The following is a 21,669-nucleotide window of genomic DNA, read 5'->3' as shown; positions in this document are numbered from 1 at the left end:
GTGAACCTCGGTTGCGGCTGGCCGCGCTCGACCGTCTCGACGGGAACGCGGCCCAGCTCAGGAAAGAATCAGATGACGCCGGCTTCGACCTTGAGCTTCTGCACGAGTTCGGCCGCCGACCCGACCTTGACGCCCGCGGAACGTCCCGGCGGCTCGGAGGTCTTGAGCACCTTGAGCCGCGGGGTCACGTCGACGCCGAGACCCTCGGGGCTCAGCTCCTCGAGCGGCTTCTTCTTCGCCTTCATGATGTTCGGCAGGGAGGCGTAGCGCGGCTCGTTCAGGCGCAGATCGGTTGTGACGATCGCCGGCAGTTTCAGGCTCAGGGTCTGGAGCCCGCCATCGACCTCGCGGGTCACGTCGATGCTGCCGTCGCCCGGCTCGATCTTGTACGCGAAGGTGCCCTGCGGCCAGCCGAGCAATGCGCCCAGCATCTGGCCGGTCTGGTTGGAATCGTCGTCGATCGCCTGCTTGCCCAGGATCACGAGCTGGGGCGTTTCCTTCTCGACCACGGCCTTTAGGAGCTTGGCCACGGCCAGGGGCTCGCAATTCACGTCGGTCTTGACGAGGATCGCCCGGTCGGCGCCCATGGCGAGCGCGGTGCGCAGGGTTTCCTGCGCCTGCTGCGGGCCGATCGAGACGGCCACGATCTCGGTGACGGTGCCCTTCTCCTTCAAGCGGATCGCCTCCTCGACGGCGATCTCGTCGAAGGGGTTCATCGACATCTTGACGTTGGCGAGCTCGACCCCGGAGCCATCGGCTTTCACGCGGATCTTGACGTTGTAGTCCACCACCCGCTTGACGGGCACCAGCACCTTCATGGCGGTCTCGATCCTTCCCCGGGGATTCTTGTCGTCGGACCCGCCGGTCCCTCGCGCGTTCGGCGCTCAGGCTGGGCAGGCACGCAAAGCGGGCGGACCGTAACGGCCACATTTCCGCCTTGTCAACGCGGCGTCGTCGAGCGTCCTGGGAAAGGCTTCGTCGGGCTCACGCAGTCTTCATCGCCGCACCGGGCGGCGATTCGGGTCAGCGATTGGCGCCCGGCACCCAGAGCACGTCGTCGGCCCCGTCGGCATTCGCGGTCCGGCTCGCCACGAACAGGAAGTCGGAGAGGCGGTTCAGGTACTGGATCGCCTCCGGCGAGACGATCTCGTCCTCCCGGTCGGCGAGGCTGACCGCCAGGCGCTCGGCGCGCCGGCAGACGGTCCGGGCGAGGTGGAGCGCCGCGGAGGCCGGGGACCCGCCGGGCAGGACGAAGGATTTCAGCGGCGGGATCGTCGCGTTCAGGGCGTCGATGTCGCGCTCCAGCCGCTCGACCTGGCTGGCGACGATGCGCAGCGGCTCGTAGGGCAGGGGCTCCGGGCTCGGCGGGGTGGCGAGGTCGGCGCCGAGATCGAACAGGTCGTTCTGGATCGCCCCGAGCATCCGGTCGAGGGCGCCCTCCGTATGTAGGCGGACCATGCCGATGCAGGCATTGGTCTCGTCGACCGTGCCGTAGGTGTCGACCCGCAGGTCGGCCTTCGACCGGCGCTGCCCATCCGCCAACGCGGTGGTGCCCTTGTCGCCGGTGCGTGTGTAGATCCGGTTGAGCTTGACCACGGGAGCTGCGCCTCGAAACGGCCGCCACGCCGGCGGGTCCGTGAACGGTAGGGCGTAGAGCCCTTCCGCTGGCGGCGCAATCGGTCGCTATCTTAGAAGGTGTAACCGATCTTGCCGCCGAAATTGGTCAGGCCGCGGTTGTTCGCGCAGAGCCCGGCATTCGACATGTGCTCGACGGTCGCCATGACGCTCCAATGCTCGGTCAGGCGGTAGCCGAGTGCCGCCGCCTCGCGGAACATCGGCGAGCAGCCCAGGGTGTTGAAGCCGTAGGGCGTCTGCGCCTTGGGCCCGGTATAGCCGTTATGGGCGACGCCGCCGAAGAAGCCGTCGAGGAACACGCGCCGGCCGAAGGTCTCGGGGAAGAGGTCGACGGTCCAGGTGGCGCCGAGATAGGCGTAGCTGGTCCGGCCGCCGGTGTTGTAGCTGCCGCCCACCGTCGGGCGCGGCACGAAGGCCTGCCAGAACGGATCGGCGCTGACCTGCGGCTTGGCGAACAGGATCTCGCCGTTGACGTTGGCCTTGCTGAAGCCCGGGAGCTTGCCCTCGGCGCTGCCGGGATCCTGCACGGAGCCGCCGATGCGCACCTCCGAGACGATGCTGAGCGGCTGGGCCGGTGCCGCGTAGGCCACCGGAAGCGGAGGCGCATCGGCCGCGAAGGCCGGCAGGATCGCCGCACCGATGATGAGGCTGGCGGTGCAGAGACGGAAGGCGGCAATCATGGGGCTCGGCCGGTTAGGCAAGTCGGTCTGGCTCAACCGACCGTAGCACGGGCCTCGCTCCAGCCACCGGCCAATTCATCCCGCTCCCCCGCAAAAGGCGGGCGGTGCGGCGGCACGGTCACACCGGCGCATTCTCGCGCGCGATGGTTGCCGACTTATCGCCGCGGGGCACCACCCTCAGGCCGAGCGCCACCAGACGACGCCCATGATGATCAGGATCGCCACGAATTGCAGCAGCACCCGCAGCCGCATGAGCTTCTGCGAAAGGTTGGCGTTGCCGCCCCGCATCATGTTGGCGAGGCCGAACACCAGGACCACGGCGACCGCCGCGCAGGCGACGAGAACGAGCAGATTGGACGACATGGGAGGCGGGATCCGAACCCGGCGGGCGCCCGGAACCGGCGCGCCGCCGCTTGGCGAGACGAGTGGTGTTCAACGCGGGCTGCCGAGGGAAATCCGGGTCGGCGCCCACGGGCGTTCGAGGGAAATAGGGCGCGACCTCAATTGCGCCGGAGCAGGCGCTCGAAATAGTCGAGTTCCTCCCGCGGCCGGGTGGGGTCGCCGAGCTTGCGCCGCAGCTCCTCCATGATGCGCCGGGCGCGCTGGACGGCGGATTCGTCCGCGGTCGGGACCCGGACGCGACCGTCGCTCATGTCGCGGCCCTTGGTCGGACGGCCGAGCGGGTCGTCGTCGCGGGTGCCGGCCTGACCCTGCTGCCCCGGTTGCTGGCCACCATCCTGCTGGCCTTCGCCCTGGCCCTCGGCCATCTCCTGCATCTGCTGCGCCATGCCCTCGGCGCCCTTCTTGAGCCCTTCCAGCGCGCGGCCCTGGGCATCGACCGCCTCATCGGCATCGCCCTGTTTGAGCGCGTTCTCGGCCTCGCGCATGGCGTCCTCGGCGTCGGAGAGGCCCTGCTCGCCGCGCATGCCGTTCTCCTTCATGCGCTGCTCGAGATCCTCCAGGCGCTGGCGGAGCGCCTGCTGGCGGTCGCCGACATCGCCCTGCTCGCCTTGGCCCTGTTGGCCCTGGCCCCGCTGCCCCTGTCCTTGCCGGCCTTGGCCCTGTTGCCCTTGGTCCTGTTGTCCCTGACCTTGCTTGCCCTGGCCCTGCTGCGGACGGCCCTGCTGCCCGCGGTTGCCCTGCTGGCCCTGTTGCTGCTGGCCGCGATTGGACGGACGCTGGCTGCCGCGCGGCTCCTGCCCGTCCTTGTAGGTCTCGTCGCGCAGGCCCTGCTGCTCGCGCGTCATCGCGTCGAGGTCGCGCATCTGCTTCTGCATCTCGCGGCTGGCCTGATCGGATTTGCCGCCCTTCTCCGCGGTCTGCAGGTTCTCCAGGATATTGCGCAGCTGCTCCATCAGGCGCTGCGCCTCGGCGGTGTCGCCGCGCTTCATCGCCTCGGCCATGTCCTGGATCATCTTGTCGAGATCCTCGGGCGTGACCGTCTTCGATGACTGGTTGGTCTGGCCCTTCTCGCCCGGATCGCGCGGCTGGCTTTTCTGCTTCTCGGCCATCTGCGACAGGAACTTGTCCAGCGCCTGCTTGAGGTCCTGGGTCAACCGCTTGATCTCGTCGTCGGGCGCATTGCGCTCGATCGCATCCTTCAACCGGTCCTGCGCCTGCCGCAGCTGCTTCTCGGCATCCGACAGGTCCCCGTCCTCGATCTTGAGCGCCATCTCCCAGAGGAGGTCGGCGACATCGATCAGGTCGGCATCGGTCTTGGCCTTGCGCAGGCGCTCCGTGGCGGTCCTGAGACCGAGGAACACCGGCGGCTGCGGCGTGAACATGTCGGGCGCGACGAGGAGCGCATCGAGGGCGCCCTGGACCCAGAGCCGGTCGGAATCGGGCGCCGTGACGAGGCGGCGGCGATCCTCCGCCAGCGCGCGTGCCAGGGGATCCCGGAACGGACGGGCCGGCAGCGTGATCTCGGTGTCCTTCGTGCGCCCCTCCTGGCCGGCCTCGTCCTTGACGACGATCTGGTAGCGCACCCGCGCGCCCGACCACGGGCTGTCGGTCAGGTCGACCAGGGTCTTGGTGTCGGTCTCGCCGGAGGCGTCGGCCGGCAGCGCCAGGTTGATCCGCGGGATCGGCGCCAGCGAGCGCCCGGCCTTCAGCGGCTCGATCACCCCTTCGGCGGAGCTGATGCCGTAATCGTCCTTGGCCCGATACGTGAGGTTGAAGGTGCCGCGGCCGTTCACCTCGGGACCGCCGACGGCCGTCACTTCGGGCGGCCGATCCGGGATCGCCTCGACGGTCAGCTTCTGGCGCCCGGCCGGCGTGACGATCACCAGCTCGGCGCCGCCGACGATCCGGTAGCGCTCCTCGCGCAGGTCCGGCCGCTCCTCCTGCCCGGGGATCGGCGTGAGCCCGGCACTCGGCGTCAGGGTCGTGTTCGCTGCCGCTCTGCCCTGGCCGGCGATGCGCACGATCAGCTGCGCGTTGACCGGCGCCCGCAGGTGCTGGTCGCTGCCATCCATGGCGATCAGAAGCGGCGGCAGCCGCGTGTAGAGCGGCGGATCGATCCAGCCGTCCACCCGGAAGTTCGGCCCCGGCGCGACCGCTTCGTGCCAGTCGAACGCGGCTCCGATCCGCTCGCGCCATTCGGGGCCGGCCACGAACAGGCTCGCGACCGCGGCGACGACGATCCCGGCGCGCAGGGCGTAGGGGTCGCGCCGGGTCATGCCGGGACGCGGCAGCCCGACCTTGAGGGCCGCGACCGCCTGGGCGGCCCGGCGCTGGTGCAGCGCCCAGAGGGTCCGGCTGCCCGGATCCGCGGCGCCGACCGCCAGCGAATCCTGTGCCGCCGATGCAGGCCCGTGACGGAGCGCCGGATCGCGCGCGGCCGCCTCCCGGTCGAGCCGGGCCAGGGCGACCCGGCGGTCCGGCCGGGCGAGATGGATGAGGGGCAGGAGCGCGACGACCAGCAGGATCGCCAGGACGGCCAACCCGATCTGGCGCCAGAGCGGGGCGAGATCGAGCCACAGCCCGGTCCAGGACAACGCGAGGAACAGCAGCAGGACGCCGAGACCGCGCCAGAGCACCGGCCAGGCCTGTTCCCACAGGGACGCCGCCCTTGCCTGGGCCACGAGCCGGTCCAGCCGCGCGGCGGCCGCCTGTCCCGTGTCGGTGCCGGTCGCGCCGGTGTCGTTGCCGAAGCCGTCCCTGTCGATCACGCCGACCGTTCCGCCTCATGCCAATGGATAGGCCGCCGGCAACCGGGGGAATCCGGGCTCCGACGATCAGAGGCTAGCATGGTGGGCCGCGCCGGTCGGCGGGTCAAATCGGCGCGACCGGAGCCGGGTCAGCCAATCAGTTATGCGCCTGGATGAAGTTGCGCACTTGCGGGTAGATCTGCGTCTCCCAGCGCTTGCCGGCGAAGACGCCGTAATGGCCGACGCCGGCCTGGAGGTGGTGCGACCGCATATACGGCGCGAGCCCGGTGCAGAGGTCGTGGGCCGCCATGGTCTGGCCGGGGGCGCAGATGTCGTCGCGCTCGCCCTCGACGGTCATCAGCGCCGTGCGCCGGATCGCTCCGAGGTCGATCGGCGCGCCGCGGTAGCGGAGCTCGTTCTTGGCGAGGGTGTAGTCCTGGAACACCGTCTTGACGGTCTCCAGGTAGAACTCGGCCGCGAGGTCGAGGACGGCGAAATACTCGTCGTAGAAGGTCTCGATCGCCTCGGCCTTGGAATCCTCACCGTTGGCCATGTGCCAGAACAGGTCGGTGTGGCCCTGGACGTGGCGCTTCGTGTTCATCGACATGAACGCCGAGACCTGCACGAAGCCCGGATAGACCCGGCGGCCGGCACCCTTGTGGCGCGCCGGGACCGTGGCGATCAGGTTCTTCTCGAACCATTCGATCGGCTTCGAGGTCGCGAGCTCGTTCACGCCGGTCGGGTTGATCCGGCAATCCACCGGCCCGGCCATCAGGGTCATGCTGCGCGGCGCCGCCGCATCCTTCGCCTGTGCCATGACGGCGGCGGCGACCAGCGCCTGCACGGCCGGCTGGCAGACGGCGACCACGTGCGAGCCCTCGCCCATGGTCTGGAGGAACTGGACCAGGTGGGCGACGTACTCGTCGAAGCCGAACCGGCCCGCCGAGACCGGGATGTCCCGGGCGTTGTGCCAGTCGGTGATGTAGACGTCGTGGTCGGGCAGCATCGTGCGCACGGTGGCGCGCAGCAGCGTGGCGAAATGGCCCGACAGCGGCGCGACCATCAGCACCTTGGGCTGCTCGGTGTGGATGTCCTTCTTGAAGTGGAGCAGGGTGCCGAACGGCGTGACCTCGACGGCCTCCTCGCGGACCGGCACGCTTCGGTTGCCGACGTCGACCGCTTCGATCCCGTAGGCGGGCCGCGCGAAGGTCAGTCCGGCGCGCATCATCATGCGGGCATTGGCCGACATCCACCGGGCGGGCTCGCTCCAGCGGATCCAGGGCGACCAGGCGTCGTTCAGCATCCGACCCCAGGCCCGGGTCTGGGCGGCGAGGTCGGTCTGGAGGTCGAACGCATCGTACAGCATCGGGCGGGCACTCGCGGGCGCCCGGCCCGACACGCGGGCGATCGGGACGGCAAACTCGGGCGGATGCCGGGATGGGGACTGCATCAGCATGGCCGGAGAGCATCTGCCCGCCGCCCGGAGGCCGCAACTGTCCAAAGGTTGCAGGCCGATCGGAAAGCGAAGGCCGTGGCTTTGATGCACCAATTCTAAATTGGCGCCCCGCGCGCGGCGAGGCCGGCGCGCGGGGGCTGGTTTCGGAAGCGACCCGGCTCAGATCGTCTGGTTGTAAGCGCCGACCTCGGTATTCTCGCGCAGGACCGCGTCGACCGCCTTGAACATCGCGTGCAGGCGCGCCTCCGAGGCCGGGCTCTCGATCACCACGACCAGCTCGGGCTTGTTGGACGAGGCGCGCACCAGGCCCCAGGTCCCGTCCTCGGTGGTGATGCGCACGCCATTCACGGTGACAAGATCGACGATCTTCGAGCCGGCGATCGGCTCGCCCGCGGCCTTCATGGCCTTGAACCGCTCGGTCACGGTCTCGACCACGCCGTACTTCACGTCGTCGGCGCAATGGGGCGACATGGTCGGCGAGCCCCAGGTTTTCGGCAGGGCCCGGTAGAGGTCGGCCATGGACCGGCCGGGGTTGCGGTCCAGCATCTCCAGCACCGCGATGGCGGTGAGCAGGCCGTCATCGTAGCCGCGCCCGATCGGCTCGTTGAAGAAGAAGTGCCCGGACTTCTCGAAGCCCGCCAGCGCGCCGAGCTCGTTCACCCGCCGCTTGATGTAGCTGTGGCCGGTCTTCCAGTAATCGGTCTTGATCGCCTGGGCCTGCAACTCCGGGTCGGTGTGGTAGAGCCCGGTGGACTTCACATCGACCACGAAGGTGGAGCCGGGATGGAGCTTGCCGAGGTCGCGCGCCAGCATCACGCCGATCTTGTCGGCGAAGATCTCCTCGCCCTCGTTGTCCACCACGCCGCAGCGGTCGCCATCGCCGTCGAAGCCCAGGCCGACATCGGCGCCGTGCTCCTTCACCGCGTGCGCGATGGCGTGAAGCATCTCCATGTCTTCCGGGTTCGGATTGTAGCGCGGGAAGGTGTAATCGGGGTCGACATCCAGCGGCACGACCTCGACGCCGAGGGCCTCCAGCAGGCGCGGCGCGAAAGCGCCGGCCGTGCCGTTGCCGCAGGCGGCCACGACCTTCAGCTTGCGGGTCAGTGGCTTTGCCCGGGACTTCAGGTCCTTCAGGTAGGTCTCGGCGAAGCCTTCGACGAACTCGTAGGCGCCGCCGTCGCGGTACTGGTAGGTCCCGCCGAGCACGATCTCCTTGAGCCGGGTCATCTCCTCGGGCCCGAAGGTCATCGGGCGGTTGGCGCCCATCTTCACGCCGGTCCAGCCGTTGTCGTTGTGCGAGGCCGTGACCATGGCCACGCACGGGCAGTCCAGGGCGAACTGGCCGAAATACGCCATCGGCGACAGCGCCAGGCCGATATCCTTCACCCGCAGCCCCGCCGCCTGCATGCCGGCGATCAGCGCCAGCTTGATCGAGGAGGAGTAGCTGCGGAAATCGTGGCCCGTGACGATGTCGGGGCGCACGCCCATCTCGTGCACGAGCGTGCCGATGCCGAGGCCGAGCGCCTGGACGCCCATCAGGTTGATGTCCTGCGGGAACAGCCAGCGCGCATCGTATTCGCGGAAGCCCGTCGGCTTGACCAGCGGCAGCTGCTCGAACGCGAAGGTGTTCGGCACCAGGTCCGCTTCAGGCTTGGGAAACATCGCGTCTTGCTCCGCTACGACCTCAGATCTACCCTGGCCCTAGCGAAACATCCGTCCCGGGGGAAGCTCTGCCCGCCTCACGAGGCGCGGCGCAGCGACGGGACCGGCGTGGCCTCGGTCCGGCGAGGCTCGCAGGCGATCTTGAGGTAGCGGTCGCCGCCGCCGGGCAGGCCCGCCTGGGCCGCCAGAATCTGGGCGTGCATCAGGCACTCCATCGGCGAGTGCGCGGGCGAGACGATGATGTCGAGGGCGGTGTCGCGGGAGCAATCCTGTGCCTGCAGGGTGCCGGCACAGACCAGGGCAACGGACAGCAAGTCGGACATGACGGACCTCGGCTTCGATGGATCGAAAGGTCCGCGGGGTGCTCTGGCGTCCGAGCCGCCGCGTTGTCGTTGCCTGGGTGTTTCCTCGCCTGTTCCGAAGTCCGGTTGCATGCCGCATGCCAGCCGCGGCGGATAGCACAGAAGAAAGTGATTTCGCCGGGCTCAGTCCCGGGTCGGAAGCCATTGCGTCTCCGGCTCGATCGCCGGGAGGAGAGCCGCGACATCGTCTAGGTCGACGACGTAGTGATCCGTCAGCGCGCGCCACATCTCCGCCGACGACCGGACCTGCGGCCTCAGGCCGTCGAGCGCCTGCGCGAGCAGCGCCGCGCTCACGAGCTTCGGGCGTGCCACGAGCGGATCAGCGTTGAGCATCGGTTTCGACCCCGTTTCGGTGCCGGTACACTCCCGCCGGTTTGGTTAATGTCCGGTTACGAACCGCGGCGAAACCTTGCCATATTCTTGAGCCGGCCAAACAAAGCCTTCGGCGGATAGATGTGTCGCTGCACCGGAAGTTTTCGACAGCGGTGGTTGCCATGAACCCTTATCTTGGTGCTATTCGGCACGATAAAGTCCGGTCATCGCGAGTCATGCCGGGCGCCGATCCGTCCGGTTCACAAGCCCGACCCCATCCCTTATCAGGCGGGGGAGATCGAGACGGTCCCGGCGGAAGAGGGATGCGCCGCCCCTTCGCGCGATCATCCGCGCTGCGGCGCGGGCCCGGCCGACCGGTATCGCTCTCCGCCTAACGTGCGAGCGGAACATCATGGACGCGACACCTGAAGCGATCGGGGCGACGCAGGGGCCGACCACTCGGTTCGTGCTGGCCTCCGGCTCGCCCCGCCGCCTGGCGCTGCTGCAGCAGATCGGCATCGAGCCGGATTCGCTTCTGCCGGCCGATATCGACGAAACGCCGCGCAAGGCCGAGCCGCCGCGGGAGCTGGCCCGTCGCCTCGCGCGCACCAAGCTCGCCGCCGCCGAGGCCGCACTGCACCATCAGGACCAGAAGATCCCGACCTGGCTGCTGGCGGCCGACACGGTGGTGGCGGTCGGGCGGCGGGTCCTGCCCAAGGCCGAGGGGCCGGACGAGGCGGCCGATTGCCTGCGCCTGCTATCGGGGCGTCCGCACCGGGTGTTCACCGCGATCTGCCTGCTGTCGCCGAACGGCCGCCGGGAGCGGATCGTCGAGACCCGCGTGCGCTTCAAGCGCCTCTCTGGCCGCGACATCCAGGGGTACCTCGCCTCGGGCGAATGGCGCGGCAAGGCCGGCGGCTACGCGATCCAGGGCCTGGCCGGCGCCTTCGTGGTGAAGCTCGTCGGCTCCTACAGCGCCGTGGTCGGCCTGCCGCTCTACGAGACCATGAGCCTCCTCGACGGCGAGGGCTACCCCGTCCGTGCGGGCTGGGGCAGCCTGGCGTGAGCGACGCGCCCGTGAGCCGCGAGCGCCGCCCCGCCTGTCCGATCTGCCGGAAGCCGTCGACCGAGGAGTTCCGGCCCTTCTGCTCGCAGCGCTGCGCCGATGTCGACCTCGGCCGCTGGCTGAACGAGCGCTACGCGATCCCGGAGGAACTCGATCCCGATGCGCCGCCCCCGGAGCCGGATCCGGAGCGCTAAAATTTTTCCGCTGCCGGCGTCATTCCGATGTCACGGCAAGGCTGGACAGGCCGCAAACTCCCTACTATACCCCGCGGCGTCCGAGGCCCACGGCGGCGCGGACGTCGCCCAGGTAGCTCAGTTGGTAGAGCATGCGACTGAAAATCGCAGTGTCGGTGGTTCGATTCCGCCCCTGGGCACCATCATCCCGCTAGGCGGTCGATGGTGCTGAACTTAAAATCTGCGGCCTTGGTAAAACGATCAGAACGGCGTAGCCGATGGGCTGCGTTTGGGCTGTTCCAACACGTCTTTCGATAAGCAATCGATCGAGAGGCGCATTACGCGCTCAACCCAGGATTCGATGGCATCGGCGCGGACCTTTCATGCGTCCCAGCGGCACTGATGCGTCCTCTTGCCAGCCGCGGATTGAACGGTAGGCGACGGGTGTCGGCGATGGGGCGCCCATTGCGGCGAAACGGTCCGGCTTGATCGATTGCCCGCGCTACGATCCGGCGCCAGCGGTCGCCCGACGCAAATCAGACTCACGGATGCCGACAAATTTTTTGGTATACCAACCGAGTGGCATCCCAGGACAAGCTTCGTTACCGTGCCAAGGACATGGCCGGAGCCGGCATGCGGACAGCCTGAACCCGTACGCCATACGGGCGCGCAGCCGATAAAACGAAGACGTCTTGTGGGAGTCGAAGCATGCCGCGCAACATCCTGATCCTGGGAGCCTCGTACGGCTCCCTGCTGGCGACGAAGCTCCTGATGGCCGGTCACAACGTGACCCTGGTCTGCCGCCGCAAGACCGCCGATCTGATCAACCAGGAGGGGACAGAGGTCCGCATCAAGCTGCGGGACGAGCCGAACCACCGCGCGATCCTGTCCCGCGACCTGCCCGGCACCCTGGACGCCGCGCCGCCCGAGGATATCGACCCGTCGCGCTACGACCTGGTCGGCCTCGCCATGCAGGAGCCGCAGTACAACAACCACACGATCCGGGTGCTGATGATCAAGATCGCGGCGGCGAAGCTGCCGTGCCTGTCGATCATGAACATGCCGCCGCTGCCCTATCTCAAGCGGATCCCGGCGCTGGCGGCGATGGATCTCGAGGACGCCTACACCAATGCCGGCGTCTGGGACCGGTTCGAGCCCGGCCTGGTCTCGCTCTGCTCGCCCGATCCGCAGGCCTTCCGGCCGCCGGAGGAGGGCGCGAACGTGCTCCATGTCGGCCTCCCGACGAACTTCAAGGCCGCGACCTTCGCGGACGAGGCGCATAACCGCCTGCTGCGCGAGCTGGAGGCCGATATCGACGCCGTCCGCCTCGACGGCCAGGACGTGCCGGTGAAGCTCAAGGTGTTCGATTCGCTGTTCGTCCCGCTCGCGAAATGGTCGATGCTGCTCACCGGCAATTACCGCTGCATCACCCCGCAGGAGCCGCAATCGATCCGCGACGCGGTGCACGGCGATCTCGCCAAGTCGCGGGCCATCTACGAGCATGTGGACGGCATTGCCCGGCGTCTGGGCGCGGACCCGCAGGACCAGGTGCCGTTCGAGAAATACGCCAAGGCCGCAGAAAGCCTGCTCAAGCCTTCCTCGGCCGCGCGCGCCGTAGCGAACGGCACCCCGTTCATCGAGCGCGTCGACCTCCTGGTGAAGCTGATCTCGCATCAGCTCGGCACCCCGGATGCCGAGATCGACCGCACGGTGCAGATCGTCGATCGCAAGCTCGACGAGCGGGTGATCGAGGGCTGATCGCGCCTGGCGCGGATCGGCGGCCCGGCACGGCCCCGATCCCGCTGGGCCCCGATCGTTTGCCGGATACGGTTGTGGCCGGGCTCCGGCCCAGGTAGATGCGCCCGCTCGGATGCGGGAGGCGAGGCGCATGGATGGGCGATGACGTGGCCGCTCTTCTGCTGGCTCTGGCCACTGAGAATGCCGAGTTGCGCGCCCAGTTGGCCGCTGCCCAGGACATGCTGATGGAGACGGCGATCGATGCCGGTCATCTGCATGCCCGGATCGAGTCGGTTCAGGCCGAGCGCGACGCGTGGCGCGCGGAGGCCGAGCGGTTGGGCCGGCCGAATACCGGGACGGGCTGATCTCTGTGGGCGGCTCCGTGCTCGGGCGCGGCCCGTCCGCGAAGCTCCGATGGGTAAGGCAACGGGCGGGCCGGTATCGCACTGATCCGTCCAGACAAAATCGGTTACAAACACGCAAAAGTTGCGTACATAGGCAACACGAATCCTTGAAGTTGTGATATGAAGAACTAAACCAGGATCGAGTCCGGTCCGGAACCAGACCTGCAATGCCTAAACCGAAGTCACCTGAATATCGGACCTTATCAGGGGCATTCCAGGGTGCTCTCGACGCCCTGGATGTCATCGGCAACTGGTCGTGGGATGCAGCCTCCGATTGCATCCAGGCCGACATGTTCGTCGCGCTTCTGTTCAACGTGGACCCGGAGGAGGCCGAGGCCGGCCTTCCGCTCGGAACCTTCGTGAACGCCATCCACCCGGACGACCGCGACCGCGTCCTCGCGCTGGTTCGCCGGGGCGGTCGGGATGGCGGTCTCTACGCGATCGAATATCGGGTCCGCTCCGCCGACGGCGTGACCCGCTGGGTGCTGGGTCGGGGCCGCTTCCTGTTCGATCACCGGGGGCGGCCGGTCAGCGGCAGCGGCATCATCGTGGATATCACCGACGTGCGGATGGGCGAGATGCAGGCCGGTCCCGCGGAGGTTGCGGACCTGCGCGGCGAGCCGCCGCTCGAGCGCGCGGCCGACTTCGCCATGGCGGCGCATCGGGCGATCTGCGAGCTTCAGGATCCCGCGCTCAAGGCGCGCGCCGAAGCGCTGCTGCTCGATCTCGGGCGCAGGCTCGCCGAGCAGGAACGGCGCACCCGTCGCGCGCACATGAACTGATGGCAGCGGGCGTCGGGCGGCTTAGATCTCGTCCGGGTCGGTGAGGTGCAGGTAGGCCGGGTCGAACTCGGCCGCCGCCTTCAGGCCCTCCCAATCGTGGACGATCAGGCGCCGGCTGCGCAGCGTGATCAACCCGGCTTCCTTCAATTCGCGGATCGTGCGGTTGACGTGAACCGGCGTGATCCCGAGAGCGTCCGCCAGTTCCGGCTGGATCATCGGCATCTCGCAACTCCGATCCGGGGCGAGCCCGACGACGCCGAACCGCGTGACCAATTCGCAGAAGAGATGGGCCATGCGGGCATAGGCATCCCGGCGACCGGTGTTGAGCATCCACTCCCGCACCATGGCGGCATCGATCAGCGTCGTGCGCCACAGGGCATCGCCCAATCGTGGAAATGCCCGCAGGAGCGCCCGCACGGCGTCGTGCTGGACGAAGCCGACCTTGCAGGGATTGATGGTGGCGATGCTGATGTCGAGCACCTTGAGGTGCAGGCTCTGGATGTCGGGTATGTCTCCGGCGACGTGATACGCCATCACCTGACGCTTGCCGCTCTGTGTCGTCTTGTAGGTGCAGGCAATGCCCTCCAGCAGGGCGAAGCAGCGCGCCGGGCGATCCCCCTCGCGCACGATGTCCTGGTAGGGCTCGAACTGAGACACCTGCATCGGCAGGGCATGCAGCGCGGCCCGCTCGTCTTCCGTCAGCGTGAAAAGGGCGATGCTCTCGATCTTGCGAACGAACGGGTGCTTGCCGGTGTGTTGAGAAGGTCCCGTCATCGCTCCCCCGCCTGCCGGCGAGTGCACGCGATCCCGCCGCCATCAGCTCTCAGGGTCGAGAGCTGTTGCAGGCCCGGCATAGCAGCAACCCTGCGCCCGAGCCACAGCGCAACACTGCTACTCACGGCTTAAAATTGTATGGAAGTGCACACTCATGAGGGGGCTCGGCGATGCGGACCTCTGGAAATCTTGGTCCATGAAACGAAGTCTGGGCTCGCTGTATGCGCTGATCGTCGATTGGCCCGTCTTCGGCAGCGCCGCGCTTTGATTCTGACCGGACTGCGGCAGGTCCAGGGATCCTCGTCTATCCGGGGAGGCCGCAGCAGCGATGCGATGCCTGGCATCGCTGCTGCGGCCGCCGATGGCGCTGTCTCCGGTCTTCATCGGTCGCTGGCCGATCCGGCAATCGCAGACGGGATCCTGGCTTTGGCATGGTGTCGCCTCCCGGTGGTCAATGCGCAGGATGCACATCTGGCCCTCTCAGAATTAGACTGGCACTGGGAGGTTGGTCTCAACAGAACAGAGGTCGGCGCTGGTCGGACGGGCGATATACGGATGCCCGGCCTCAACTTGAGAGGCGCAATCACGTCCGAGTGAACTGGTTGTGCAACGAATTAACATGTTTCCCTGCTTCACTCGTCAGGTCATCCGTCTGTTACGTTCAGTGAATAGAGTTTTTTGCGTAAATCTGAAACAATAATTTATAGCACTGCATTAATTAAGTCAGATCGGTATCCGATATTATTTTTACCAAATATTTTAATTACAAAATAATGACGCGTTTTATCTGATCGAGTGATTGATTTTTAGGGGCGATCATTCAACGGCGGTCGTGATATTTTTTGAAGCGATCAAACTTAAAAAATTTCTGATCAGGAGGGTTCTTTGAAAATTTCGATTTGATTATTCTTGTCACGACGTCAATCAGTGCTGTCTGTCTCGCGGTCACCAGCCAAGTCATCTTGCGAGAGCGCGCTGATTATCTGAACAGCGTGCAGGCCCGGGTCGGCGTCTCGACCGCCCGGACGGTGCTCGCGGCGTCGACGCGGATCTCGCAGGAGCGAGGCCCGTCCAACGCCGCGCTGGGGAGCGAGCTGCCCATGCCCACCCCGACCGAACAGGCGCTGGCTGACATCCGCGGCCAGACCGACGCGGCGTTGCGCGCCGCCACCTCGGCCACATCGGCCCTGCCGGGACAATGGCAAGTCCAGGCGTCGGGCGCCGTAGGAGAGGCGACACGCGCGCTCGGCGCGGCGCGCCAGCGGATCCAGGCCTTGACCGCGTTGCCCCTGGCGCAGCGGCGTCCGGATGAGGTCACCGGGGTCGTGAACGCGCTGATCGCCGTTCCGCCCCGCCTGGACGCGGCTCTGAACGCCGCGGACGACATGGCGGTCACGGCCGATTCGCGACTGGGCTCATGGCTGACGTTGACGCGGACCGCCACCGAGTTGCGCGATTTCGCCGGTCAGATCGGCTCGGTGTTCACTGCGGCCCTTGTTGGCAAGCGCCCGATGACGGCGAGTGAGATCGGCCAATACAACCGACTGAGCGGACAGGTCGACGCCCAGATCCGCCAGATGCTGCTGGCACGTGGCAAGATCGGCGACGATGCCCATGTCGACGCGCTCATCCGAACCCTGCAGGACAAGTACGTGGAGGGGGGCCAGCGGCTGGCCGCCGGGATCGTCGACCAGACCGTTGCCGGACATCCTTCCGACCTGACGGTCAAGAAGTTCGCCGACCAGTATGTGCCGGCTATGCAATCGATTATCGAGCTGCGCGAGCGCCTGTTCGATCTCGTGTCCGAGCAGATCGAGCAGCGCATTGCGGCGGCGCGGACGCGCCTGTTCGTGTACCTTCTGATCGGCCTCTCCGTGCTGGCGGTCTGCGCCGGCGTGATCGTCCTGTGCATCCGCAAGGTCTCGATGCCGATCCGCAGGATGGCGCAGGTGATGAGTCGTATCGCGAACGGGGATACCGAAATCCGCGTCCCCGATACCGAGACGAAGAACGAGATCGGCGCTATGGCGGCGGCCGTTCAGGTGTTCAAGGACAACCTGATCCTTACCGGGGCTCTTGAGGCGGAAGCCGCGCAAGCGCGTGCCACCGCCGAGGAACAGCGCAAGGCCGGCATGCGCCAGATGGCCCAGGCGTTCGAACAGGCGGTCGGCGGCATCATCGGCATGGTGTCGTCCTCGGCCACCGAGCTGCAGGCGACCGCGGGCGCGATGTCGACCATGGCCGGCCGGACCTCGGTCCAGTCCGACGCCGCGGCGGCGGCGGCCGGACGGGCCGCGTCCAACGTCAACACCGTGGCGGCCGCCTCCGAAGAGCTCGGCTCGTCGGTGCAGGAGATCGGCCGGCAGGTGGATGGGTCCGCGCGGCTCGCCCAGGGCGCCGTCGACGAGGCCGGGCAGACCGTGATCTTCGTGGAGGAGCTGAGCGTCACCGTTTCCCGCATCGGCGACGTGGTTGGGCTGATCACGTCGATCGCCGCGCAGACCAACCTGCTCGCCCTCAACGCCACGATCGAGGCGGCCCGGGCCGGCGCGGCCGGCCGGGGCTTCGCGGTAGTCGCCTCCGAGGTGAAGGCCTTGGCCGAGCAGACCGCGAAGGCGACGGAGGAGATCGCCGGACAGATCGCACAGGTCCAAGCCTCCACCAAGCAGGCGGTGTCGGCAATCGGTTCGATCACGGCCCGCATCCAGGAGATCAACGGCGTGGCGTCGAGCATCGCTGCGGCGGTGGAGGAGCAGGGCGCAGCGACGCAGGAGATCATCCGCAACGTCGCCCAGGCGGCGGAAGGGACCGGCACGGTGACCAGCAACATCGCGGGCGTGGCCGGTGCCGCCGAGGAGACCGGCGCCGCCGCGGATCAGGTCCTGGATGCAGCCTCGGAGCTGTCGCGCCAGTCCGAGCACCTCGCTGCCGAGGTCGAGCGCTTCCTCCACACGGTTCGCGCCGCCTGAGCGACGCGCCCCGGGGCTTCGCGGCGCCGGGGTAAAGGCCGCGGCGGGGGCTGGAAATCTCCGCCGCGTCCGCGCACACACGCGGAGCGGCGCGGTCGCCGTGCAGCCCTGACGGAACGGTCCGATGAACACGGCAGATCTCACCCCGCACGCCCATCAGGTCCTGCGCGAGGCGACCCTGCCCGAGCTGCCGAACCATTACCGCGGCAAGGTCCGGGACAATTACGACCTGCCGGACGGGCGGCGCATCCTGATCACCTCGGACCGGATCAGCGCCTTCGACCGGGCGCTCGCCGCGATCCCGTTCAAGGGCCAGGTGCTCACGCAGACCGCCCGCTACTGGTTCGAGCGCACGTCCGACCTCTGCCCGAACCACGTCCTCGCCTATCCGGACCCGAACGTCGTGGTCGGCCGCCGCCTGGAGATCCTGCCCGTGGAGGTGGTCGTGCGCGGCTACCTCGCGGGTACGACCTCGACCTCGGTGCTCACGCGCTACCGGGCCGGCGAGCGGGAGATGTACGGGCATCGCTTCCCGGACGGGATGCGCCCGAACGAGCGCCTGGAGCAGGCCGTGATCACGCCGACCACCAAGGCGTTCGACGGCGGCCACGACGAGCCGCTGACCGAGGCCGAGATCCTGGAGCGCAAGCTGCTCAGCCCGGAGCAGTGGCGGACCGTGTCCGAGGCGGCCCTGGCGCTGTTCGCCCGCGGCCAGGAACTGGCGGCGGAGCGGGGGCTGATCCTGGCGGATACGAAATACGAGTTCGGCACCGATCCGGAGGGTCGGATCGTCCTGGCCGACGAGATCCACACGCCGGACAGCAGCCGCTACTGGTTCGCGCAGAGCTACCCTGAGCGCTTCGAAGCCGGCGCCGCGCCGGAGAGCTTCGACAAGGATTTCGTGCGCAACTGGGTCGTGGCCCGGTGCGATCCCTACAAGGACCCGATCCCCGAGATCCCGGCGGACGTCGTTCTGGAAACCGCCGCGGTCTATATACGCGCCTACGAGACGATCACCGGCGCGCGCTTCACGCTGCCCGATCCGGGCGAGGCGCCGCTCGATCGCGTCCGGCGCAACATCGCCGCCTATCTGGCGGCCGAGCCGATCCGCTGAGGGCGGGACGGCGCATAGCGCGCCGTCCCCTAAGGTCGCGTCAGGCGGCCGCCTTGATCGGCGCCGGGGCGGGCGCATCCATGGCCCGCAGGTAGACGTCGAGCAGCGTCTCGTGCTCGTCGCGCTCGTCCTTGTCCTGCTTGCGGATCTTCAGGATCTCCTTGAGGATCTTGACGTCCAGGCCTTCGCCCTTGGCCTCGGCGAAGATCTCCTTCTTCGCCTCCATCAGGTCCTTGATCTCCTCCTCCAGCCGTTCCACGCGCTCGATGATCGAGCGGATGCGGTCGCCCGCGACGCCCACGGTGTCGGTCATGTCGGTCATGCAAAGCCTCGTCGTATGACGGGGGCCACCCTCGCGGCAGAGGGTAAGCAGGGGGTTAAGGCCGGGGTTGGCCGGCGCCGATCCGCGTCTCGATCCACCCGACGATCGCGTCCGCAACCTGATCGCTGTTCGATTCCAGCATCATCATGTGGCCGTTGCCGTGGATGCCGTGCTCGGCCAGCGCCAGCCGGTCCGGCTTGGCGCCCGCCTGGGTGAGGAACGCCGCCGTGCAATCGTCCATGGTCGCCCGGAACGAGGCCTCCGCGGTCACGATCACGGCCGGCACCTTGGCCAGGTTCGGCAGGGCGCGGGCGGGCTCCACCTGCAGCCAGCAGCGGATCCGGTCCGGCCCGGAAGCGTGCTCGGCCTGAACCACGGTCAAGTCCGCAGGGCCGCTCACCGGCGGCTCGAATTGCAGCGGCACCCGGGTGATGCCGTAGGGGCGGGCCCGGGCGTCGCCGACCCGCTCATACCATTCGGCGCCGCCCTTGAACTTGATGTCGAAGAAGGTCGGCCCGTTCGGCTCGACGGCGACATGCGCCTTCACGAGGTCCGGCCGCTGGTCCGAGACCGCCCAGCCGAACACGCCGGCTTGCGAATGGGTCAGGACGATCGCCGGCCCGATCTTTTCCAGGAGCGCGATCAGCGCCGGATCGACCAGCTCCTCGCTCTTCAGGGCGCTCGCGATATAGGGCACCTGCGAGCGGTAGAACTGGTCGAAGGCGGCGTTGCCGCGCAGGCCCGGACCGCCCGGCCATTGGGTGTGCAGCTTCGCCTGCGGGTAGAGCGCCGACCGCTCTTGCCCGGTGAAGACCGTCTCGAGATCCTCCATGGGCAGGCGCGCATAGGGGCCGTAGATCTCGGCGTCGCCGCCCGAGCGGCCTCGCCCGACCTGATCGACCACGTAGACCGCAAAGCCCTTGGCGGCGAAGCGGTCGGCCCAGCCGGGCCGTCCGTCGGGCGTGCCGAGGAAGTTGGTCCCGGTCTGCGCCGTGCCGTGGACCATCACAACCGGATAGGGCTGCGTGATCCGCGCGGGCGCGCGGTATTCCACGAACATCTGCCCGCGGGCTGTGGTCTTGCTGTTCGCGGTCTCGTAGCGGCCGCCGACGAAGAAGTAGCCGGCGGGCTGCGTGGGCCTGAACGGTCCGGCGTCTTCGGCCCGGCTGAAGCCCACCCCGAGGCAGAACAGCGTCAAAGCGCCGGCAGCGGCGGTCTTGAGCATGGTATCCTCCCGCGGACGTCTGGCGCGTCCGACGGGGGTATATCAGCGACAGAATACCAGCCGGTCCAGCCGAACCCCCGGCCGGCCGGTTTCAGGCATGGGCGAAGCGGCGCTTTTTCCCGAGCGCCTCTTCCACGGTGCCGGCGCCGTCGAGATAGCCGTGCACCTTCGGATTCGGCATGATCAGCGAGCCCACGAAGGCCACCGCCATCAGCACGGTAACGTACCAGAAGAACGTGCTCTCCATGCCGGCATCCTTGAACCACAGGGCGACGAACTCGGCGGTGCCGCCGAACATGGCATTGGCCAGGGCGTAGGACAGGCCGACGCCCAGCGCCCGCACGTTGGTGGGGAACAGCTCGGCTTTCACGATGCCGCTGATGCCGGTGTAGAACGACACCACGGACAGGCCGAGGGTGATCAGCGCGAAGGCCAGGTAGGGATCCTTGTTGGTCCCGAGCGCCGTCATCAGCGGCACCACCATGAGCGTGCCGAGCCCGCTGTAGAGCAGCATGTTCGCCTTGCGGCCGATCTTGTCGGACAGCGCCCCGAACAGCGGCTGGATGATCATGTAGACGAACAGAACCACGGTCATCACCTGCGAGGCCGAGGTCTTCGGCATCCCGGCGGTGTTGACCAGGTATTTCTGCATGTAGGTCGTGAAGGTGTAGAAGCTCAACGATCCGCCGGCCGTGTAGGCCAGGACCACGCAGAACGCCCGCCAATGCTTGAACAGCTCGGCGAAGGTGCCGGCATTCTCCTTGTCGCCGGCTTCCTTGGTCTCGGCGAGCGAGCGCCGGAGGTAGAGCGCCACCACCGCCAGACCGGCGCCGATGAAGAACGGGATGCGCCAACCCCAGGCCGACAGGTCCGCCGCGGTCATCACGGTCTGGAGCAGCACCAGCACCAGCGAGGCGAGCAGCTGGCCGCCGATCAGGGTGACGTACTGGAACGACGCGAAGAACCCGCGCTTCCCCTTGATCGCCACCTCGCTCATGTAGGTCGCCGAGGTGCCGTACTCGCCGCCCACCGACAGGCCCTGCAGCATGCGCGCCAGCAACAGCAGCACGGGCGCCAGCGTGCCGACATGCTCATAGGTCGGCAGGATGCCGATCAGAAGCGAGCCGAAGCACATCATCAGCACCGAGACGACCATCGAGGTCCGGCGCCCGACCCGGTCGGCGATGCGCCCGAACAGCCAGCCGCCCACCGGGCGCATGAAGAAGCCCACCGCGAAGATACCGGCCGTCTGGAGGAGCTGGCTGGTGGAATCGCCCTTCGGGAAGAAGGCGGGCGCGAAGTAGAGCGCGAAGAACGCGTAGCAGTAGAAGTCGTACCACTCGACGAGATTGCCCGAGGACGAGCCTACGATCGCCCAGATCCGACGCTTGCGGTCGGCCGCATCGTCGGCGGCGCTCGGCGCGATACCGATCGTATCGTCCCTCAGGGCGGACATGGCGTCTCCGTCGCGTGACTCATCGGCCGGTAACAGCCGGCCTATTCTTCGATGGGCGCGACGTTACAGGCGGTGCCCGTGATCGCAAGGCCGTGATCGGACTTTGACCGGGACAGCGCGCGTCCGTGTCATTTCCCCTCGGGGTCCATCGGGCGCCGGCACGGAACGGATTCCCCCGGGACCCCGTTGCGGCCCGGCACGCGTGCTGCAGGCACGCCAACGGCAACGGGACGACACGCCATGACACGGATCTTCAGGGACACGGTGGCAGCCGCCATCCTCATCGCCGGCGCGGCAACGGCCTTCGCGCAGGGCGGCCCGGGCGGAGGCGGCGGTCCGGCGGCCGGCGGCGGCGGTGCAGGCGGCGGTGCCGGCCCGGCGGCGGGCGCCT

General features: G+C 68.0%; 20 protein-coding genes and 1 tRNA gene. 8 read left to right on the top strand and 13 right to left on the bottom strand.

The window, feature by feature from the left end:
* Positions 1 to 68: 68 nt before the first annotated feature.
* From LGR69_RS15310 to LGR69_RS15270, 9 genes are all read right to left on the bottom strand, one after another.
* Positions 69 to 818, bottom strand: coding sequence for an electron transfer flavoprotein subunit beta/FixA family protein (locus tag LGR69_RS15310; protein WP_230366538.1), 750 nt, complete (start codon positions 816 to 818; stop codon positions 69 to 71).
* Positions 819 to 1,023: 205 nt separating this feature from the next.
* A complete protein-coding gene (locus LGR69_RS15305) occupies positions 1,024 to 1,596 on the bottom strand; it encodes a cob(I)yrinic acid a,c-diamide adenosyltransferase (RefSeq protein WP_007568726.1) in 573 nt (190 codons plus the stop codon).
* Between the two features lie 92 nt (positions 1,597 to 1,688).
* Entirely contained in the window at positions 1,689 to 2,315 is a 627-nt protein-coding gene (locus LGR69_RS15300) for an acyloxyacyl hydrolase (protein ID WP_230366537.1), read from the bottom strand.
* A 177-nt stretch (positions 2,316 to 2,492) separates the two neighbouring features.
* A complete protein-coding gene (locus LGR69_RS15295; protein WP_007568730.1) occupies positions 2,493 to 2,678 on the bottom strand; it encodes a twin transmembrane helix small protein in 186 nt (61 codons plus the stop codon).
* A 137-nt stretch (positions 2,679 to 2,815) separates the two neighbouring features.
* Positions 2,816 to 5,485 carry a TIGR02302 family protein gene (locus LGR69_RS15290; RefSeq protein WP_230366536.1) on the bottom strand — a complete coding sequence of 890 codons (2,670 nt, stop codon included), beginning with the start codon at positions 5,483 to 5,485 and terminating at the stop codon, positions 2,816 to 2,818.
* Between the two features lie 136 nt (positions 5,486 to 5,621).
* On the bottom strand, positions 5,622 to 6,830 hold the full coding sequence (locus tag LGR69_RS15285; protein ID WP_230366535.1) for a polyhydroxyalkanoate depolymerase: 1,209 nt from the start codon (positions 6,828 to 6,830) through the stop codon (positions 5,622 to 5,624).
* A 249-nt stretch (positions 6,831 to 7,079) separates the two neighbouring features.
* Positions 7,080 to 8,582, bottom strand: a complete 1,503-nt coding sequence (locus LGR69_RS15280; protein ID WP_122161053.1) for a phosphomannomutase/phosphoglucomutase — start codon at positions 8,580 to 8,582, stop codon at positions 7,080 to 7,082.
* A 77-nt stretch (positions 8,583 to 8,659) separates the two neighbouring features.
* Positions 8,660 to 8,905 (bottom strand): hypothetical protein, encoded by a 246-nt coding sequence (locus tag LGR69_RS15275; protein ID WP_230366534.1) that lies wholly within the window; start codon positions 8,903 to 8,905, stop codon positions 8,660 to 8,662.
* A gap of 162 nt (positions 8,906 to 9,067) precedes the next feature.
* Positions 9,068 to 9,277, bottom strand: a complete 210-nt coding sequence (locus tag LGR69_RS15270) for a hypothetical protein (RefSeq protein WP_007568740.1) — start codon at positions 9,275 to 9,277, stop codon at positions 9,068 to 9,070.
* A gap of 391 nt (positions 9,278 to 9,668) precedes the next feature.
* On the opposite strand from LGR69_RS15270, the gene LGR69_RS15265 reads away from it, so the two are divergent.
* The 6 genes from LGR69_RS15265 (at position 9,669) to LGR69_RS15240 (ending at position 13,418) form a co-directional block, all read left to right on the top strand.
* Positions 9,669 to 10,322, top strand: a complete 654-nt coding sequence (locus tag LGR69_RS15265) for a Maf-like protein (RefSeq protein ID WP_007568742.1) — start codon at positions 9,669 to 9,671, stop codon at positions 10,320 to 10,322.
* Between the two features lie 11 nt (positions 10,323 to 10,333).
* Complete coding sequence (locus LGR69_RS15260; protein ID WP_007568744.1) at positions 10,334 to 10,516, top strand: DNA gyrase inhibitor YacG; 183 nt, start codon at positions 10,334 to 10,336, stop codon at positions 10,514 to 10,516.
* A gap of 106 nt (positions 10,517 to 10,622) precedes the next feature.
* A tRNA-Phe gene (locus tag LGR69_RS15255) sits at positions 10,623 to 10,698 on the top strand.
* Positions 10,699 to 11,203: 505 nt separating this feature from the next.
* Positions 11,204 to 12,253, top strand: a complete 1,050-nt coding sequence (locus LGR69_RS15250) for a ketopantoate reductase family protein (RefSeq protein ID WP_230366533.1) — start codon at positions 11,204 to 11,206, stop codon at positions 12,251 to 12,253.
* 134 nt (positions 12,254 to 12,387) lie between these two features.
* Positions 12,388 to 12,597, top strand: a complete 210-nt coding sequence (locus LGR69_RS15245) for a hypothetical protein (protein ID WP_091864281.1) — start codon at positions 12,388 to 12,390, stop codon at positions 12,595 to 12,597.
* 329 nt (positions 12,598 to 12,926) lie between these two features.
* Positions 12,927 to 13,418, top strand: a complete 492-nt coding sequence (locus LGR69_RS15240) for a PAS domain-containing protein (RefSeq protein ID WP_230366532.1) — start codon at positions 12,927 to 12,929, stop codon at positions 13,416 to 13,418.
* A gap of 21 nt (positions 13,419 to 13,439) precedes the next feature.
* Here LGR69_RS15240 and LGR69_RS15235 read toward each other — a convergent pair whose 3' ends face one another.
* Positions 13,440 to 14,192, bottom strand: coding sequence for a Crp/Fnr family transcriptional regulator (locus LGR69_RS15235; RefSeq protein ID WP_230366531.1), 753 nt, complete (start codon positions 14,190 to 14,192; stop codon positions 13,440 to 13,442).
* Between the two features lie 962 nt (positions 14,193 to 15,154).
* On the opposite strand from LGR69_RS15235, the gene LGR69_RS15230 reads away from it, so the two are divergent.
* Positions 15,155 to 17,161 (top strand): methyl-accepting chemotaxis protein, encoded by a 2,007-nt coding sequence (locus tag LGR69_RS15230; protein ID WP_230366530.1) that lies wholly within the window; start codon positions 15,155 to 15,157, stop codon positions 17,159 to 17,161.
* Positions 17,162 to 17,285: 124 nt separating this feature from the next.
* The gene (locus LGR69_RS15225) at positions 17,286 to 18,275 is read left to right on the top strand and encodes a phosphoribosylaminoimidazolesuccinocarboxamide synthase (RefSeq protein WP_230366529.1); all 990 of its coding nucleotides are present in this window, start codon (positions 17,286 to 17,288) and stop codon (positions 18,273 to 18,275) included.
* A gap of 40 nt (positions 18,276 to 18,315) precedes the next feature.
* Here LGR69_RS15225 and LGR69_RS15220 read toward each other — a convergent pair whose 3' ends face one another.
* The 3 genes from LGR69_RS15220 to LGR69_RS15210 form a co-directional block, all read right to left on the bottom strand.
* The gene (locus LGR69_RS15220) at positions 18,316 to 18,597 is read right to left on the bottom strand and encodes a DUF2312 domain-containing protein (RefSeq protein WP_050734557.1); all 282 of its coding nucleotides are present in this window, start codon (positions 18,595 to 18,597) and stop codon (positions 18,316 to 18,318) included.
* Positions 18,598 to 18,652: 55 nt separating this feature from the next.
* Positions 18,653 to 19,822 (bottom strand): alpha/beta hydrolase, encoded by a 1,170-nt coding sequence (locus LGR69_RS15215; RefSeq protein WP_230366528.1) that lies wholly within the window; start codon positions 19,820 to 19,822, stop codon positions 18,653 to 18,655.
* A 91-nt stretch (positions 19,823 to 19,913) separates the two neighbouring features.
* Positions 19,914 to 21,278: an MFS family transporter gene (locus tag LGR69_RS15210; RefSeq protein ID WP_007568764.1), complete on the bottom strand. Its 1,365-nt coding sequence runs from the start codon at positions 21,276 to 21,278 to the stop codon at positions 19,914 to 19,916.
* Positions 21,279 to 21,669: the final 391 nt, after the last annotated feature.

The organism is Methylobacterium brachiatum (genome assembly GCF_020523825.1).
GTDB lineage: Bacteria > Pseudomonadota > Alphaproteobacteria > Rhizobiales > Beijerinckiaceae > Methylobacterium > Methylobacterium brachiatum.
This window is presented reverse-complemented; position numbering and strand designations above follow the sequence as displayed.